Origin of the sequence: Saccharothrix mutabilis subsp. mutabilis (assembly GCF_039521145.1) — a bacterium.
Classification (GTDB): domain Bacteria; phylum Actinomycetota; class Actinomycetes; order Mycobacteriales; family Pseudonocardiaceae; genus Actinosynnema; species Actinosynnema mutabilis.
Window position 1 is genome coordinate 177360 of record NZ_BAAABU010000009.1, and the last position, 13685, is coordinate 191044.

Consider the following 13685-nt stretch of genomic DNA (forward strand, 5'->3'; position numbering starts at 1 on the left):
GTCGGCGGGTCAGCCCCGCACGCACTCCGCGAGGTCCTCCAGCAGGTGCACCATGCGGTCCACCTGCGGGTTCCCCGTGCTCGGGCGCAGCTTGACGACCTGCGGGTCGTGGTCGCTGGCCTGGTCGGTGAACTCGGCGTTGATGTGCACCACGTCGTAGCGGTACCGCGTGATGTTCGAGCTGATCAGGATGTGGTCCAGCGTCTGCGAGTTGCCGTCGAAGACGTAGCTGTACCGCTCGGCCTCGGGCAGCGTCGAGATCAGGTCCACGACCGTGCCGCCCGCCGTCAGCGTCTGGACCGTCGGCGAGAACTGGTAGTCGTTGATGTCACCCGCGAGCACCACGTTCGCGCCGCGGTCGACCGCCTTCACCTGGTCCACGAACGCCCGCAGCGCCGCGGCCTGCTTGAGCCGCTGCACCTCGGAGGACCGGTTGGGCTCCTGGTACCGGCCGTGCAGGGCCTGGTCGCCGCCCTTGGAGTTGAAGTGGTTGCCCACCACGAACACCGTGCGACCGCGGAACTTGAACTCGCCCGCGAGCGGCTTGCGGCTGTTCGCCCAGGCCGGGTTCGTCGGGTCGATGCGGCCCGGCGACACCGACAGCGCGGCGCGGCCGTGCTCCCGGACCACGGACACCGGGGTCGTCGCGTCGCCGCCGGCGCGGTCCACGAAGGACACCCGCACCGGGTTGAACAGGAACGCCACCCGGATGTTGCCGCCCGGCTCGCCGCCGTCGGTCTTGTTCTGCGGGTCGATCTGCCGCCAGTCGTAGCGCGGGCCGCCCGCCGCGACGATCGCCTCGGTGAACTTGGCGAACGTCTGGTCCGCCGCGACCGTGCCGTCGTCGGTGGCGCCGTTGTTGTCCTGGATCTCCTCCAGCACGACCACGTCCGGCGAAGCGAGGTTGTTCACCACGGCCGCCGCGAGCCGGTCGAACTTGGCCTGCGCGTTGGTCGCGGCCAGGTTCTCCACGTTGTAGGTGGCCACGGACAGCTCGTACTGGCGGGCCGCGTCGGTCGCCTCCGGCTGGATGCCGCCGGACACGTGCTCGCCGACCGACTTGGTGGCCAGGGTGTAGCCGCCGAAGTTGGTGTACTCGACGTTGCCGACCGTCGCGCCGCGCCACACGTCGCCCACGTTGGACGCCTTCGGGGTGGCGCTGCCCGCCTTGACCTTGATCCGGCCGCTGTTGGGCTGGTCGTAGCCGAGGTAGACGGTGCCGCCGCGCGGGGTCGGGTTCTGGTCCGGCCGCGTGGTGATCCAGGTCTCGCTGAAGCCGTTGGTCGGGCCGACGACGCGGGCATCGTCGACCTGGACGTACATGCCTTCCAGCGACTCGTAGTAGTCCTGGCCGTACTTGGCGGGCTCCAGCGGCAACGTTTCAATGCTGCCGCCGCCCGCCGTGGGGGTGAACCCGTCCGGCGGGGTCAGCACGACCGGGGCCGGCAGGGCGTTGCCCTTGGACAGCACGGTGACCGTCGCGCCGGTGATCTCGGTGAGCGTCTGGTTGGCGTTGGACGCGTTGTCGCCGCCCGGCCGGTACTCCGCGACGGTGCCGCTGACCAGGACGGAGTCGCCCGGCTCGACGGTCGGCGCGAGGCCCGCGGTGTAGACGAACACGCCCTCGCTGGTGCGCGGGTCGGTGTCCGGGGCGGTGTCCTGGATCCAGAAGCCGCGGTCGCCGGTGGCGCGGGTGGCCGTGACGACGCCGGGGACGCCCGCGACCTTCGCGCCGGTCAGCGGCGAGAGGCGGGTGGTGCCCTGGACGTCCCGGATCCGCTTGTCACCGGGCTGCGGCTCGGGGTCCGGGTCGCCGGTGCCCTGGCCCTTGGAGTTCACCGGGGTGGGCGCGCCGATCGTGAAGTCGGCCGCGTTGTCGTCGGTGTCGGTGAGGGTCGGGCGGGCGGCGGACGTGGTGTTGCTCAGATTCGCCGTCGGGGTGGTCTCGCGGACCACCGTGGCCGAGCCGTAGCCGACCAGGTCGCGGACGCGGGTGTCGGCCGCGCAGTCGGCGGCGGTCTTGCAGGTGAGCGGCTCGGTGCCGGTGACCAGCGCGACCGTGCCGCCGGTGGCGGACATCGCGATGGCGCCGGTGACGTCCGGGGCCGGCAGCTGCACCGTGCCACCGGAGCCCTGGGCCTGGGCGACCAGGAAGCGCTTGCCGGGCTCGACGGCGCCGGTGAGCGGCGTGGCCTGCCACTGGCTGCCCGCGCTCGCGCTGCCGGGCAGGTACTGGACGCTCCACCCGGCGAGGGCGACCGGGCTGTCACCGCGGTTGGCCAGCTCGACGAAGTCGCGGGTCAGCGTGGCGCCCGAGTTGCCGCCACCGCCGTAGACCTCGGCGATGAGCGCATCGGGGCTGGGCGCCGCGGTGGCGGGCACGACCAGGGCCAGGGACACGGCCGAGGCGGCGGTGACCGCTAACCCGACGCGGAGCGGGGTGGGTCTCAACGGATCCTCCGGAGAAATGTTGGCGGGTCCGCGCATCCTCCCCGGATCGAATGAACTTCGGTAGAAGGCGTCACTAACTGTTGACCCTCCACGGGCACACGCTGGCGACATGGGTCGGCGTGTGATCACCCACAGGGCGGATTGCCCGTCTTCACTCGAACGTGTGTTCGAACATGGGGTAAGCTCGATCACGTGCCAAGCCGGTGGCCCTCCCAGCGCCGGCGGGGCGCGACGCACACGACGGGGCGCCGCCCGCCTGACGAGGCGGCGCGGTGCCCCCGAAGGTGGCACCTTGACAAGACCAGAGCGAAAAGCGGACGGGGCCCGTTCCGCGATGATCGCGACGCGGCTCGTACCGTAGCGCCTCAGAGCCCGGCCTCGCCTCGGCAGCCGAGCGCCCTCCACACCACGGCCCCCTCCGTTCCGCGCCAGGGCTCGCCGACGACCGCACCCGTCACACACCGGACCGACTGATCCGCACCGGTCCGACACTGATGTCGAGCCCGAGCAACCAGACAGCGCTCCCCACCAGGAGGACTCCGACGGCCGCCAGGACGATCAGGCGGATGGTCGAACCCCAGTCCTCGACGGCGCGGGCCAAGGTGGAACGCGAGTCCCACCGGCCACCGCTGTCCGCCGGGCATTTCGACTCCTCGCCGCCCTCCTTCTGCTGCCCCGGTCCTTTCGCACCCGTGTGATCACCCACCTTCCCATCCGGCCCACCGATGTGCTCAACCTCGAATGCGGCACCTGAAGGGTTTCGTTCCGACCCGTCGGGAATGGACACAAGTCCAGTGTGCGTATCGGCCGGAACTCCACCAAGCGACGATGTGTACACATCTGGTCCACTGTCCCGACGCAGCCGGTGCTAAATTTCGCCCATGTTCCGCTTCGAGGAACCGCTGAACGAATCAGAGATCGGCATACGCGAGGCGCGCATGCGGTTGCCCGCCCTGCTGAGCACCGTCGAGTCCGGTAGCCACGTAGTCCATGTCACCCGTAGGGGAAAGCGCGTCAGCGCCCTCGTCAGTCCCGACGTGGCGGAGAGCATCGTGGCCGTTCGGGGAGCCCGCGGCCCGGTCATCCCGGGTGACATCGCCGGAGCGATCAAGCTCGTCGAAGCGTTGATGGCCGAGGACGAGGCACGCGCACCGTCCATCGACACGAAGGAGACGAGGCGCGAAGCACTAGTAGGTGCGTGCCTGACGCTCGTGGACATAATGCTTCCAGACCCGGTCCTCAACGAGGGCGAGCTTGAGGTCGACCTCGACGAGGGTGGCCAAGAAACGAAGTACGTGGCGGACTTCCTGGTCCGCTCACTGTACAGGCACCCACATGTCCGCACCGCAGCACTCGAAGCGATTCCTTTGATAGCGGGCAGCATCTGGGCCGCTCAAGTCCAGGGTTCCGCGGCGGAACACCGCCTGACGATACCGGCGGAAGTCTCCATCGGTGAATGCTACGGGTGGGTCATCGCGCTCTGGCAGCTTTGCCGACTCATCAACGCTGTGTGCGGCGACGGAGCGGCGGAGGAGTTGATGTACACCATTGAGGAATACTGCCGGACCACCTATGCCGGGACGCGATTCGAGGTTGGCTAGCTCGTCGGTTGCAGCACCACGGCTCTGCTGCCCCGACCGCGCGCGACCCACTTCGGGCAGGACGCCGTGCGGGGGTCGGCGGCTTCTGGCGGCTCGGCTCGATGTCGAGAGCCCCCGCTGCCATGATCGGCAACGGGGGCTCTCGTCTGCGGTGGCGGTGGGATTTGAACCCACGGAGGCTTGCACCTCACACGCTTTCGAGGCGTGCTCCTTCGGCCGCTCGGACACGCCACCGCCGAGAACAATACAAGACCGGGGCACCCGCCCGTCACCGGGGGGTGGCAGGCGTCGTCGGGAGGTCGTCGCGGCTGGTCACCGCCACACCTTCATGACCTCCGCCAGGCGCACCCGGGCCCGCGCGAGCCGACCGCGCACCGACTCCTCGCTGGCCCCCACCACCAGCGCGATCTGGGCGTAGGAGAGCCCGTCCACCTCGGCCAGCAGCCAGGCCGCCCGCTGCGGCTCGGGCAGCCGGCGCAGCGCCAGCCGCAGGGCCGCCACGGCGGCCACCACCTCCGCCACCGCGGACGGGTCGCGGGGCACCTGGCCCGACCCGACCGGCGTGACCCCGAAGTCCGGCAGCTCCCCCACCGGATCGGTCCTCCGCCGCCGCAGCACCCCGAGGCACTCCCGGTAGGCCACCCGGAACAACCAGGTCCGCACGGCGGCCGGTTCGGCGAGCGAGTCGAGCCGCCGCCACGCCGTGGCGAACACCTCCTGGGTCACGTCCTCCGCCTCGGCCCGGTCACCCAGCAGGCGGACGGCGAACCCCAGCACCCGCCCCTGGTAACGGCGGACCAGCACCTCGAACGCGGCCAGGTCGCCCCGGGCGACCCCACCCGCCAACACGGCGTCCACGCTGTCTACCGACACGCAACCGATCGTCGCAGCGCGCACTGCGGCCCGCCGATCAACGGCTTCCCCCGTGCGGGGTATTTCCGCCCGGCCCGGCCCGCGGCCCGGTGACCGCGATCACATGTCGGCGAAGAACGACTCCATCAGCGCCGCGCACTCGTCCGCCAGGACCCCGCCCACCACCTCGGGCCGGTGGTTGAGCCGGCGGTCGCGGACCACGTCCCACAGCGAGCCGACGGCCCCGGTCCGCGGCTCCCAGGCCCCGAACACCACCCGGGCCACCCGCGCGAGCACCAGGGCGCCGGCGCACATCGTGCACGGCTCCACCGTCACCGCCAGGGTGCAGCCGCCCAACCGCCACCCGTCGCCGAACACGGCCGCCGCCGCCCGCAGCGCCAGCACCTCCGCGTGCGCGGTGGGGTCGCCGAGGGCCTCGCGGGCGTTGCAGGCCCGGGCCAGCTCCGCGCCGTCGGGGCCGTAGACGACCGCGCCGATCGGCACGTCACCGGTGCGCGGGGCCAGCCGGGCGACCTCCAGGGCGGACCGGACCAGGTCTTCGTCGCTCACGCCTGGATGGTGTCCAGCAGCTTGGTGAACTCGTCGCCGAACCCGCAGCGCTGCGCGATCATCTGCAACTGCTCGTCGGGGTACAGGTCCACCTCGTCCACGATCACCTGCAGCTCGTGCTGCGGCATCCCGAGGTCGGCGAGGATCGCCAGGTCACCCTCGGGCCACAGCTCGTCGTCCTCCTCGTCGGGCGGGTCCACCCGAAGGAGGTCGAGCACGTCGGCGGCGATGTCGTAGTCCAGGGCCGCGGCGGCGTCGGAGAGCAGGAGCGACACCCCGCCCGGCACCGGCCGCAGGACGATGAAGAACTCGTCGTCCACCGCGAGCAGTCCGAAGACGGCACCTGTGGAGCGCAGTTGGCGCAGTTCGGTGATGGCCGCGTCGAGCTCGGACAGCGCGGAGCTGTCCATCCTGCTGCACCGCCAGCGGCCGTCCTCTCGGACCACCGCGACAGCGAAGCCGTTGACCGGCTCCTGGTGTGCCATGTGCACACCGTAGGGCCACCGGACCGCACCCGGTAGCACGGGGGCCTCGGCTCCGGGCGTCGGGGACCGTCCGGTGCCACTATCGGAGGATGAGCACAACTCTGCCGAACGCACAGACGACCACTTCCGAGCCCCGGTTCACCGGGCTCTCGGAGGCCGCACGCGCGCTCCAGCCCAGGACGGTGGCGCTGCGCAGGCAGGTGCACCGGCACCCGGAGCAGGGCCTCGACCTGCCCGCGACGCAGGCGGCGATCCTGCACGCGTTGTCCGGGCTGCCGTTGGAGATCACGACCGGCAAGTCCACGTCGTCGGTGGTCGCGGTGCTGCGCGGCGCGCAGCCGGGGCCGTCGGTGCTGCTGCGCGGCGACATGGACGCGTTGCCGCTGCAAGAGGACACCGGGCTGCCGTACGCGTCCGAAGTGGACGGTTCGATGCACGCCTGCGGGCACGACACCCACGTGGCGATGCTCGCGTCGGCGGCGCGGCTGCTCAGCTCGCGGCGCGAGGCGCTGTCCGGGCAGGTCGTGTTCATGTTCCAGCCCGGCGAGGAAGGGCACCACGGTGCCCGGCACATGCTCGACGAGGGCGTGCTCGACGCGGCGGGCGCGCCGGTGGAGAAGGCGTTCGCGCTGCACATCACCTCGACGCTCCAGTCCGGCGTCGTGGTGTCGCGGCCCGGGCCGACGATGGCCTCGGCCGACACGTTCCACGTGACGTTCACCGGCCGCGGCGGCCACGGCGGCATGCCGCACGACGCGCTGGACCCGATCCCGGCCGCCGCCGCCCTGGTCGGGGCGCTGCAGACGCTGGTGGCCCGGCGGGTGAGCGTGCACCACCCGGCGGTGGTGACGGTCGGCCACATCAAGGCGGGCACGACCACGAACATCATCCCGGAGACGGCCCTGGTCGAGGGCACCGTGCGAACGCTGTCCGAGGAGACCAGGGCGTTCGTGCTGCGGGAACTCCCGAAGGTCTGCGAACACGTCGCCGCCGCGCACGGCTGCACGGCGAAGGTGGAGATCGTGCCCGGCTACCCGGTGACGGTGAACGACGACGAGGTGGGCCCGCGCGTGGGCGCGGTGACCGCGGCAGCCCTGGGCTCCCGCTGGTCGGCCCCGATGGACGACCCGCTGATGGGCGCGGAGGACTTCTCGTACGTGCTCCAACGGGTCCCGGGCGCGATCGCGTTCCTGGGCGCCTGCCCGCGAGGCGTGGACCTGTCCCACGCCGAACCGAACCACTCAAGCCGAGTCCTGTTCGACGAGGCCGCGATGGAACACGGCGTAGTCGTCTACACCGCCTTCGCCCTGGACGCCCTGCGCTGACCACCCCGTGGGGCGCGGCAACCTCCACCCCGCGCCCCACGGCCAAGCGCAACCCACTGACCACCAGCCCCGCCGCCGCCCCGCCGAGCACGCGCCACCAACCCCGCCCCGCCGAGCACGCCCCGCCGAGCCACCGCTTCCGGCTGCCTGCACGCCTCGCCCCGCCAAGCCCGACCCCGCTCACCCGCCGCGCCCTGCCCACCGCGCCCTGCCCTCGCTTCCGTGCCCGTGGCCGCTCCCACCGGCGATTCCGGCTCAGCGGTGGCTGGTGATGAAGCTCGACTTGGCTCGGGTGTAGTCGTCGTGATCCGGGTCGCCGGCGTGGTCGCGGGCTGCCTGGTCCTTCACCTCCTCGTGCGCGCGGCGGGTGGCGGGGTCCGTCCTCAGCCGGTCACGGAAGGCCGTCGTCGCCCTGCACCACGGGGACGCGCGGTGTCGTGGGCGCGGAGTTCCGTCGCCACGGACTCGGACCGAGGGCCTCTGATCACTTCGATCCGCACGGTCCGGGAGACGTGCCGGGGCACTCACCGGTTGCGCAGTTCGCGGGAGATGTCGGGGTGCGCCGGCAGGATGAGCCCCGTGCGTGACGTGTGCGTGGTCGGACTGGGGTTGATCGGTGGCTCGGTGCTGCGGGCCGCCGCCGCTGCCGGGCGGGTGGTGTGGGGTGCCACGGCCTCGGCGGCGGACGCCGACGCCGCGCGCGGAGACGGCTTCGAGGTGCTGGACACCGGGGACGCCCTGCGGCGGGCGCGGGAGCGGGACGCCCTCGTGGTCGTCGCCGTGCCGCTGCCGGCGGTGGAGGACGTGTTGCGGTTGCTGCCCGACGGGGTTCGGCTCACCGACGTCGTGAGCGTCAAGGGGCCGGTCGCCGAGCTGGTCGCTCGGGTGGCTCCGACGGCCCGGTACGTCGGCGGGCACCCGATGGCGGGCACGTCGGCTTCCGGGTGGGGCGCGGGCACCGCCGACCTCTTCCGGGACGCCGCCTGGGTGGTCACCGCGGAGGACGGCTCCGACGTCGACGTGCTGACCGACGTGCTGGAGCTGGCGCTGGCCGCCGGGGCGCACGTCGTCCCCACCACCGCCGCCGAGCACGACGCGGCCGTGGCCCGGATCTCCCACCTCCCCCACGTCCTCGCGGCGGTGCTGGCCAGCGTCGGCGCGGACGGCGGGCCGCTGGCCCTGGCCCTGGCGGCGGGCTCGTTCGGGGACGGCACGCGGGTCGCGGGCAGCCGGCCCGAGCTGGTCCGCGCGATGTGCGAGGGCAACCGGTCCGCCCTGCTGGACGCCGTGGACGACGCCCTGGGCCGGTTGGGGGCCGCGCGCGGGTCGCTCGCGTCCACCGGGGGCCTGGCCAAGACGATCGACGCCGGGCACGCGGCGCGGCGGGCGCTGGTCGAGGGGCGGACCGCCGAGCTGACCGACCTGACCATCGACCTCACCTCGCCGCAGGCGCCGGCGGCCCTGCGCGCGCTGGGGTCGCGCGGCGGGCGGATCGTTGGGCTGAACGGCAGCACCGCGCTCGCGCGCACCTCATAGGCTCGACGGGTGCGGCGCAAGGTCCTCGTCTGGCTCGGCGGTCTCGTGCTCGTGGCGGGCGCGGTGGTCGTGCTGCGCAACGAGTCCGCGCCGCCGCCGGCGCGGGAGTTCGCGCGGTTCCTGGACGAGCGGGTGGAGCAAGTCGCCGACACGCAACCGCTGCGCCGGCCCGCCGACCTGACGCTCACCGCGCTGGACGCGACCAGCCTGCGCGCCACGTGGACGCCGACCGACGGCCTGACCCACGGTGGGTTCGAGGTCCGCTGGGCCGGCCGCACGCGCCTGGTGCGGGGCACCGAGACCGAGCTGACCGACCTCGACCCGGACGGCGAGGTCACCGTGGAGGTGCGGGCGGTGGGGCCGCTCGGCGACCGGTCCGAGCCGGTGGTCGCCCAGGCCGTGCCGCGCCTCGCGCACGACCCGGCGTGGGCCGACGGGCTGGTCCAGCCGATCGACCGGTTCGACGGGCCGGAGGCGTTGAGCCCGCGCCGGTGGCGGGTCGTGGACGGCGGCGGCGAGTGCCTGGGGCTGCGCCCGCTCAACGGCCGCCGCCTGGAGGTCGCCTGCGACCTGCTCGACCTGCAGTCGAACGTGCCGATGCGGCTGGGCGTGCCGGCGGCGGACGGCGCGGTGGGCCGGGTCGTCGTCACCACGGACGGGCCGACGGCCGCCGACGGCCGCGTGCTGCTGGCGCTGCTGCCCGAGCCGTTCCACGGCCTCGGGCACCTGACCAAGCCGTACCCGCCGGGCTCGGTGGTGCTGACGCTCGCGCGGCACGGCGCGACGTTCGACTTCGGCGACGGGCTCACCCCGACCACGAAGGTCGTCCCGGTCATCGGCACCGCCCCGCCGCCCACGCCCGGCGTGCGGCACCGGTGGGAGCTGCGGGTGCTGCCGGACGCCGTGGTGGCGTTGCGGGACGGCGAGGCGCTGGCCACCGCGCCGGTCGCGGTGCCGTGGACGACCGCGCACCCCCGGCTGGGGTTCCGCGACGCGCGCGGCACGCGGGTGGACACGTTCGGCGTGGGTGGCGCGCCGGAGAGCCCGGTGCCGGTGTCGCTGGTGCGGCTGGGCCCGACGCGGCTCGTCGAGGACGTGCTGGTGCCCCTGGGCACCGTGGCGCCGAACCGGCTGGAGGGCGCCAGCGGGGTGCGGGTGGTCGCGCGGGTGGCGCGGCAGCGCGGCGGCGAGGCCCTGCCGGTCACCGTCGAGTTCGGGGACCGGTCCGCGCCCGCCGTCACCGTGCCGTTCGGCGGGACCGGGCCGATGGCCGCCCAGTTCGTGCACGCCGACTTCCCGCAGCCCCTGCCGGACCGGGAGGTCGAGGTGCGGCTGCGCGCGCCGGAGGCGTTCTTCGTGCTCGACGCGCACCTGCTGGTGTCCGACGGGCAGGCCACGGCGCGCCGCCCGTTGCCGCGGGTGGCCGACCGGGGACCGGTGACGCCGGAGGTGCCGGAGGCGGTGGTGGCCGTCGTCCACGAGAGCGGGCCGGGTGGCGCGTTCCCGCGCGGCGGCAAGGCGCGGGTGGTGGTCGAGCTGGACGGGACGCCGGGCGAGGTGGCGGCGGTCAAGGGCGTCGAGGTGGACCTCGACGGGGAGGGTGTCGTCGTGCTGCCCGTGAACGGGTCGGCGGGCGGGCGGCTGGAGTTCCTGGTGGACCTCGACCGGGTGTCGACCGGCAGCCACCGGGTGGCCGTGCGGGTGCTCCCGGTGGACGAGCGGGGCCGGACCCGGTCGGCGGAGTACTCGTTCGAGATCCGGCCCCTGTAGATATCGGGTGCGCAACGGCCCGTGACCGCGATCACCTCGCGACATAGCTTGACCGGATGAACCGTCGCCGGATCGCCGTCATCGCCGCTGGTGTCGTGCTGTTCGGCGGGGTGGTGGCGGTGTTGCGGACCAACGGCGTCGGCGAACCGGCGACCGCGACCTCGACGTCCCAGCCGCCGCCCACGTCGCTCGCGCCGTTCGCCGCGCCGGGCGTGCTGGTGCCGACGCCGGGGGCCGCGCCGGGGTCGCCGCGCGCCCCGCGGGTCGTGCCCGGTCCGCGCCGCCTCCAGGTGCTGTGGACCGGGGACGCGCCGGGCTACGAGGTCCGCTGGGGCCGGGACGGCAAGCCCGACCAGACCAGGCTCGTCGCGCAGCCCGCGACCGAGCTGACCGGGCTGGACGACGGGACCGAGTACACGGTCGACGTCCGGGCGGTGGACGCGTTCGGGCAGCGGTCCGAGCCGCTGCGCGTCACCGGCACGCCCAAGACCGCGCAGGTCGGCGACTACGCCTTCGCCGACACGTTCGACCGGCCCGACGCGCCCGACCCGGCGCGGTGGCGGCTCGCGACGCGGGGCACCTGCGCCCGCGCCGGGGCCGACGCCGGCCGGCTGGTGATCAGCAGCACCTGCGCGGCGGCGCCGACGTCGCTGCGGTCGCGGGCGCCGTTCGTGCTGCGGGACGCGGATGAGCTGGGCCGGTTCGTGGTGGAGACCGACGCGCCGGGCGCGGACGGCGAGCTGTTCCTCGACCTGGTGCCGGGGCCGGTCAGCACGGTCATGGGCGACGGCCTGCCGCCCGACGCGGTCCGGCTGCGGGTGGCGTCCGGCAACGGCAGGACCACCGCCGAGGTGGTCACGGCCGAGGGCGCGCCGTCCACGGTCGTGCGGGAGGTGCCGCCGCTGCACCACGCCCTGACCCACCGGTGGGAGCTGGTGCTGCGCCGCGACGGGACGCGGGTGCTGCTCGACGGCGACGTGGTGGCGACCAGCCCGGCCGTGCCGCGCTGGCGGGAGGCGACCGCGCTGGTGTCGGTGGCCGGGCCGACCGGGCAGCGCGTGCACGTGGGGCTGGTGGCGTTCGACGGGGCTCCGACCGGCGCGCCGCCTGCGCTGGCGGGTCCGCCGGTCCAGGTGGCCGTGGTGCCGGACTCCGGTCCGCTGACCGGGTCGCCGATCACCGGGGTGGCCGGCGGGCAACTGCGGATGGCCCTCCTGCACACCGACGGCTCGCCGACCGCGCCGGAGTTCACGCTGGCGGTCGGCGGCACGCGGGTGCCGCTGCGGCCCGCCGTGCCGGGCGCGCCGTGGCGGGCGGGCGTCGGGTACCCGGTGGTGGCGGACGTGCCGGCGGACGCGTTGCTGCTGGACGACGGCCGGCTGCGGGCGAACGTCCTCACGCCGCTGCGCGTCCAGGCCACCCACGTGGACCTGGAGCTGACGCCCGCGCCGGGCGCGCCGGTCACGTCGCCCACGGGGACGACGCCGTTGCCCGAGGTGGAGCTGGACCTGGCCCGGATCGACGGGACGATCCTCGACGCGAGCGGCAAGCCGGTGCCGGAGGGCGCGACGGTGCACCGCGGGCGGCTGGTGTTCGACCTGACCCTGGTGGGGCGGCCCGGTCAGCGCGGGACGGGCCTCGCGGGGCTGGCCGGGTTCACCGTGCGGCTGGACGAGGAGCGGGTGGCGGCGGTGCCGACGAACCTGGGCGGGCCGGGGGTCGCCGGGACCTACCGGCTCGCGCTGGACACCAGCGGGCTGTCGGCGGGTCCGCACATGATCGAGGTGCGGCTGTTCAGCACGTCCGCCGACACGCGTCCGACCTCGGCTTTCGTGCCGTTCCTGGTGACCGCGTGACCGGGGCGTGATCTGCCGGACCCGGGAGTCCGGTGTCAAGATGGGGCCATGCAGCGCCCGCTGATCCTCGACGCCGCGCGCACGCCGTTCGGCCGCTACCGCGGCGGGCTGGCCGGGGTGCGCGTGGACGACCTGGCCGCCCTGCCGATCACCGAGCTGCTGCGCCGCCACCAGGTGGACCCGGCGCGCGTGGACGACGTGCTGTACGGCAACACGAACGGGGCGGGTGAGGAGAACCGGAACATCGGCCGGATGGCGGCGCTGCTGGCCGGGCTGCCGCCGACCGTGCCGGGGGTCGCGGTGAACCGGCTGTGCGCGTCCGGCGGCGAGGCGGTCGTGCAGGCGGCGCGGGCGTTGGCGCTGGGTGACGCGGACCTGCTGGTCGCGGGCGGGGTGGAGGGCATGACCCGGGCCCCGTTCGTGGTGCCGCGGCCGGACAGGCCGTTCGCCGACCGGCTGGAGCCGGTGTCCACGGCGCTGGGCTGGCGGCTGGTGAACCCGCGGATGCGGGCGGAGTGGACGGTGCCGCTCGGGCGGGCGGCGGAGGACGTGGCCGTGTCGCTGGGGATCACCCGCGAGCAGATGGACACCTACGCGCTGCGGTCGCACCGGCGGGCGTCGGCGGCGTGGGACGCGGGCGTGCACGACGGGTTCGCGTTCGCCGTGCAGCTGCGGGACGGGTCGGCGGTTCGGCGGGACGAGTCGGTGCGGCCGGAGACGTCGCTGGAGAAGCTGGGCCGGCTCGCGTCGGCGTTCTCCGAGGGCGGGCCGGTGACGGCGGGCAACTCGTCGCCGTTGAGCGACGGCGCGGTGGCGGTGCTGATGGGCACCGAGCGGGTGGCCGCCGACCTGGGCGTGACGCCGCTCGCGGAGTTCCTGGGCAGCGCGGTGACGGCCGACGAGCCGCACCGGTTCACGCTGACCCCGGTGACCGCGATCCGGAAGCTGCTGGCGCGGCTGGGGATGGCGGCCGAGGACGTGGACCTGTGGGAGATCAACGAGGCGTTCGCGGCGATGGCGCTGTCCGTGCTGCACCACCTGCCGGAGGTGGCGCGGGAGAAGGTCAACGTGCACGGCGGCGCGATCGCCTACGGGCACCCGCTGGGCGCGTCCCTGCCCCGCGTGGTGGTCGACCTGTGCCGCCACCTGCGGGCCCGCGGCGGCGGCACCGGCATCGCGGCGGCCTGCGTGGGCGTGGGCCAGGGCATGGCCATCGCGGTGCGCGCCTGATCCGCCGGC

Annotated in this window: 12 protein-coding genes and 1 tRNA gene; 6 read left to right on the plus strand and 7 right to left on the minus strand. The window is 74.2% G+C overall.

What is annotated here, in order from left to right:
* Nucleotides 1–9 precede the first annotated feature (9 nt).
* Together ABD126_RS21560 and ABD126_RS21565 are read right to left on the minus strand one after the other, a co-directional pair.
* On the minus strand, nucleotides 10–2487 hold the full coding sequence (locus ABD126_RS21560; protein WP_343935668.1) for an endonuclease/exonuclease/phosphatase family protein: 2478 nt from the start codon (nucleotides 2485–2487) through the stop codon (nucleotides 10–12).
* Between the two features lie 418 nt (nucleotides 2488–2905).
* Nucleotides 2906–3238 carry a hypothetical protein gene (locus ABD126_RS21565; RefSeq protein ID WP_343935669.1) on the minus strand — a complete coding sequence of 111 codons (333 nt, stop codon included), beginning with the start codon at nucleotides 3236–3238 and terminating at the stop codon, nucleotides 2906–2908.
* Nucleotides 3239–3332: 94 nt separating this feature from the next.
* Here ABD126_RS21565 and ABD126_RS21570 point away from each other — a divergent pair, with 94 nt between their 5' ends.
* Nucleotides 3333–4052 (plus strand): type II toxin-antitoxin system Phd/YefM family antitoxin, encoded by a 720-nt coding sequence (locus tag ABD126_RS21570; protein ID WP_343935670.1) that lies wholly within the window; start codon nucleotides 3333–3335, stop codon nucleotides 4050–4052.
* A 149-nt stretch (nucleotides 4053–4201) separates the two neighbouring features.
* Here ABD126_RS21570 and ABD126_RS21575 read toward each other — a convergent pair.
* The 4 genes from ABD126_RS21575 to ABD126_RS21590 all read right to left on the minus strand — a co-directional run bounded on the left by ABD126_RS21575 (nucleotide 4202) and on the right by ABD126_RS21590 (nucleotide 5959).
* Nucleotides 4202–4286: transfer RNA gene (locus ABD126_RS21575), tRNA-Ser, on the minus strand.
* Nucleotides 4287–4364: 78 nt separating this feature from the next.
* The gene (locus ABD126_RS21580) at nucleotides 4365–4925 is read right to left on the minus strand and encodes an RNA polymerase sigma factor (protein ID WP_343935671.1); all 561 of its coding nucleotides are present in this window, start codon (nucleotides 4923–4925) and stop codon (nucleotides 4365–4367) included.
* A gap of 99 nt (nucleotides 4926–5024) precedes the next feature.
* Nucleotides 5025–5474, minus strand: coding sequence for a nucleoside deaminase (locus ABD126_RS21585; protein ID WP_343935672.1), 450 nt, complete (start codon nucleotides 5472–5474; stop codon nucleotides 5025–5027).
* Nucleotides 5471–5959 (minus strand): tRNA adenosine deaminase-associated protein, encoded by a 489-nt coding sequence (locus tag ABD126_RS21590; RefSeq protein WP_343935673.1) that lies wholly within the window; start codon nucleotides 5957–5959, stop codon nucleotides 5471–5473. Before ABD126_RS21590 ends, ABD126_RS21585 begins: the two co-directional genes overlap by 4 nt.
* Nucleotides 5960–6048: 89 nt before the next feature.
* Between ABD126_RS21590 and ABD126_RS21595 the strand changes: the two genes are divergently transcribed.
* Nucleotides 6049–7284, plus strand: a complete 1236-nt coding sequence (locus ABD126_RS21595) for a M20 metallopeptidase family protein (RefSeq protein ID WP_343935674.1) — start codon at nucleotides 6049–6051, stop codon at nucleotides 7282–7284.
* A gap of 255 nt (nucleotides 7285–7539) precedes the next feature.
* On the opposite strand, the gene ABD126_RS21600 is transcribed toward ABD126_RS21595, so the two are convergent.
* On the minus strand, nucleotides 7540–7812 hold the full coding sequence (locus tag ABD126_RS21600) for a GrpB family protein (RefSeq protein WP_343935675.1): 273 nt from the start codon (nucleotides 7810–7812) through the stop codon (nucleotides 7540–7542).
* Between the two features lie 51 nt (nucleotides 7813–7863).
* Between ABD126_RS21600 and ABD126_RS21605 the strand changes: the two genes are divergently transcribed.
* From ABD126_RS21605 to ABD126_RS21620, 4 genes are read left to right on the plus strand one after another with little or no spacing between them, the layout of a single operon-like run.
* The gene (locus ABD126_RS21605) at nucleotides 7864–8820 is read left to right on the plus strand and encodes a prephenate dehydrogenase (RefSeq protein ID WP_343935735.1); all 957 of its coding nucleotides are present in this window, start codon (nucleotides 7864–7866) and stop codon (nucleotides 8818–8820) included.
* Between the two features lie 9 nt (nucleotides 8821–8829).
* Nucleotides 8830–10590, plus strand: coding sequence for a fibronectin type III domain-containing protein (locus ABD126_RS21610; RefSeq protein WP_343935676.1), 1761 nt, complete (start codon nucleotides 8830–8832; stop codon nucleotides 10588–10590).
* Nucleotides 10591–10646: 56 nt separating this feature from the next.
* Nucleotides 10647–12446, plus strand: a complete 1800-nt coding sequence (locus ABD126_RS21615; protein ID WP_343935677.1) for a hypothetical protein — start codon at nucleotides 10647–10649, stop codon at nucleotides 12444–12446.
* Between the two features lie 48 nt (nucleotides 12447–12494).
* Nucleotides 12495–13676, plus strand: coding sequence for a thiolase family protein (locus tag ABD126_RS21620; RefSeq protein ID WP_343935678.1), 1182 nt, complete (start codon nucleotides 12495–12497; stop codon nucleotides 13674–13676).
* Nucleotides 13677–13685: the final 9 nt, after the last annotated feature.

What these genes read in the sequence shown, in the direction of transcription:
- ABD126_RS21560 (WP_343935668.1), bottom strand. Translation starts at nt 2,487, where the DNA reads ATGCGCGGACCCGCCAACATTTCTCCGGAGGATCCGTTGAGACCCACC.
- ABD126_RS21570 (WP_343935670.1), top strand. Translation starts at nt 3,333, where the DNA reads ATGTTCCGCTTCGAGGAACCGCTGAACGAATCAGAGATCGGCATACGC.
- ABD126_RS21590 (WP_343935673.1), bottom strand. Translation starts at nt 5,959, where the DNA reads ATGGCACACCAGGAGCCGGTCAACGGCTTCGCTGTCGCGGTGGTCCGA.
- ABD126_RS21595 (WP_343935674.1), top strand. Translation starts at nt 6,049, where the DNA reads ATGAGCACAACTCTGCCGAACGCACAGACGACCACTTCCGAGCCCCGG.
- ABD126_RS21615 (WP_343935677.1), top strand. Translation starts at nt 10,647, where the DNA reads ATGAACCGTCGCCGGATCGCCGTCATCGCCGCTGGTGTCGTGCTGTTC.
- ABD126_RS21620 (WP_343935678.1), top strand. Translation starts at nt 12,495, where the DNA reads ATGCAGCGCCCGCTGATCCTCGACGCCGCGCGCACGCCGTTCGGCCGC.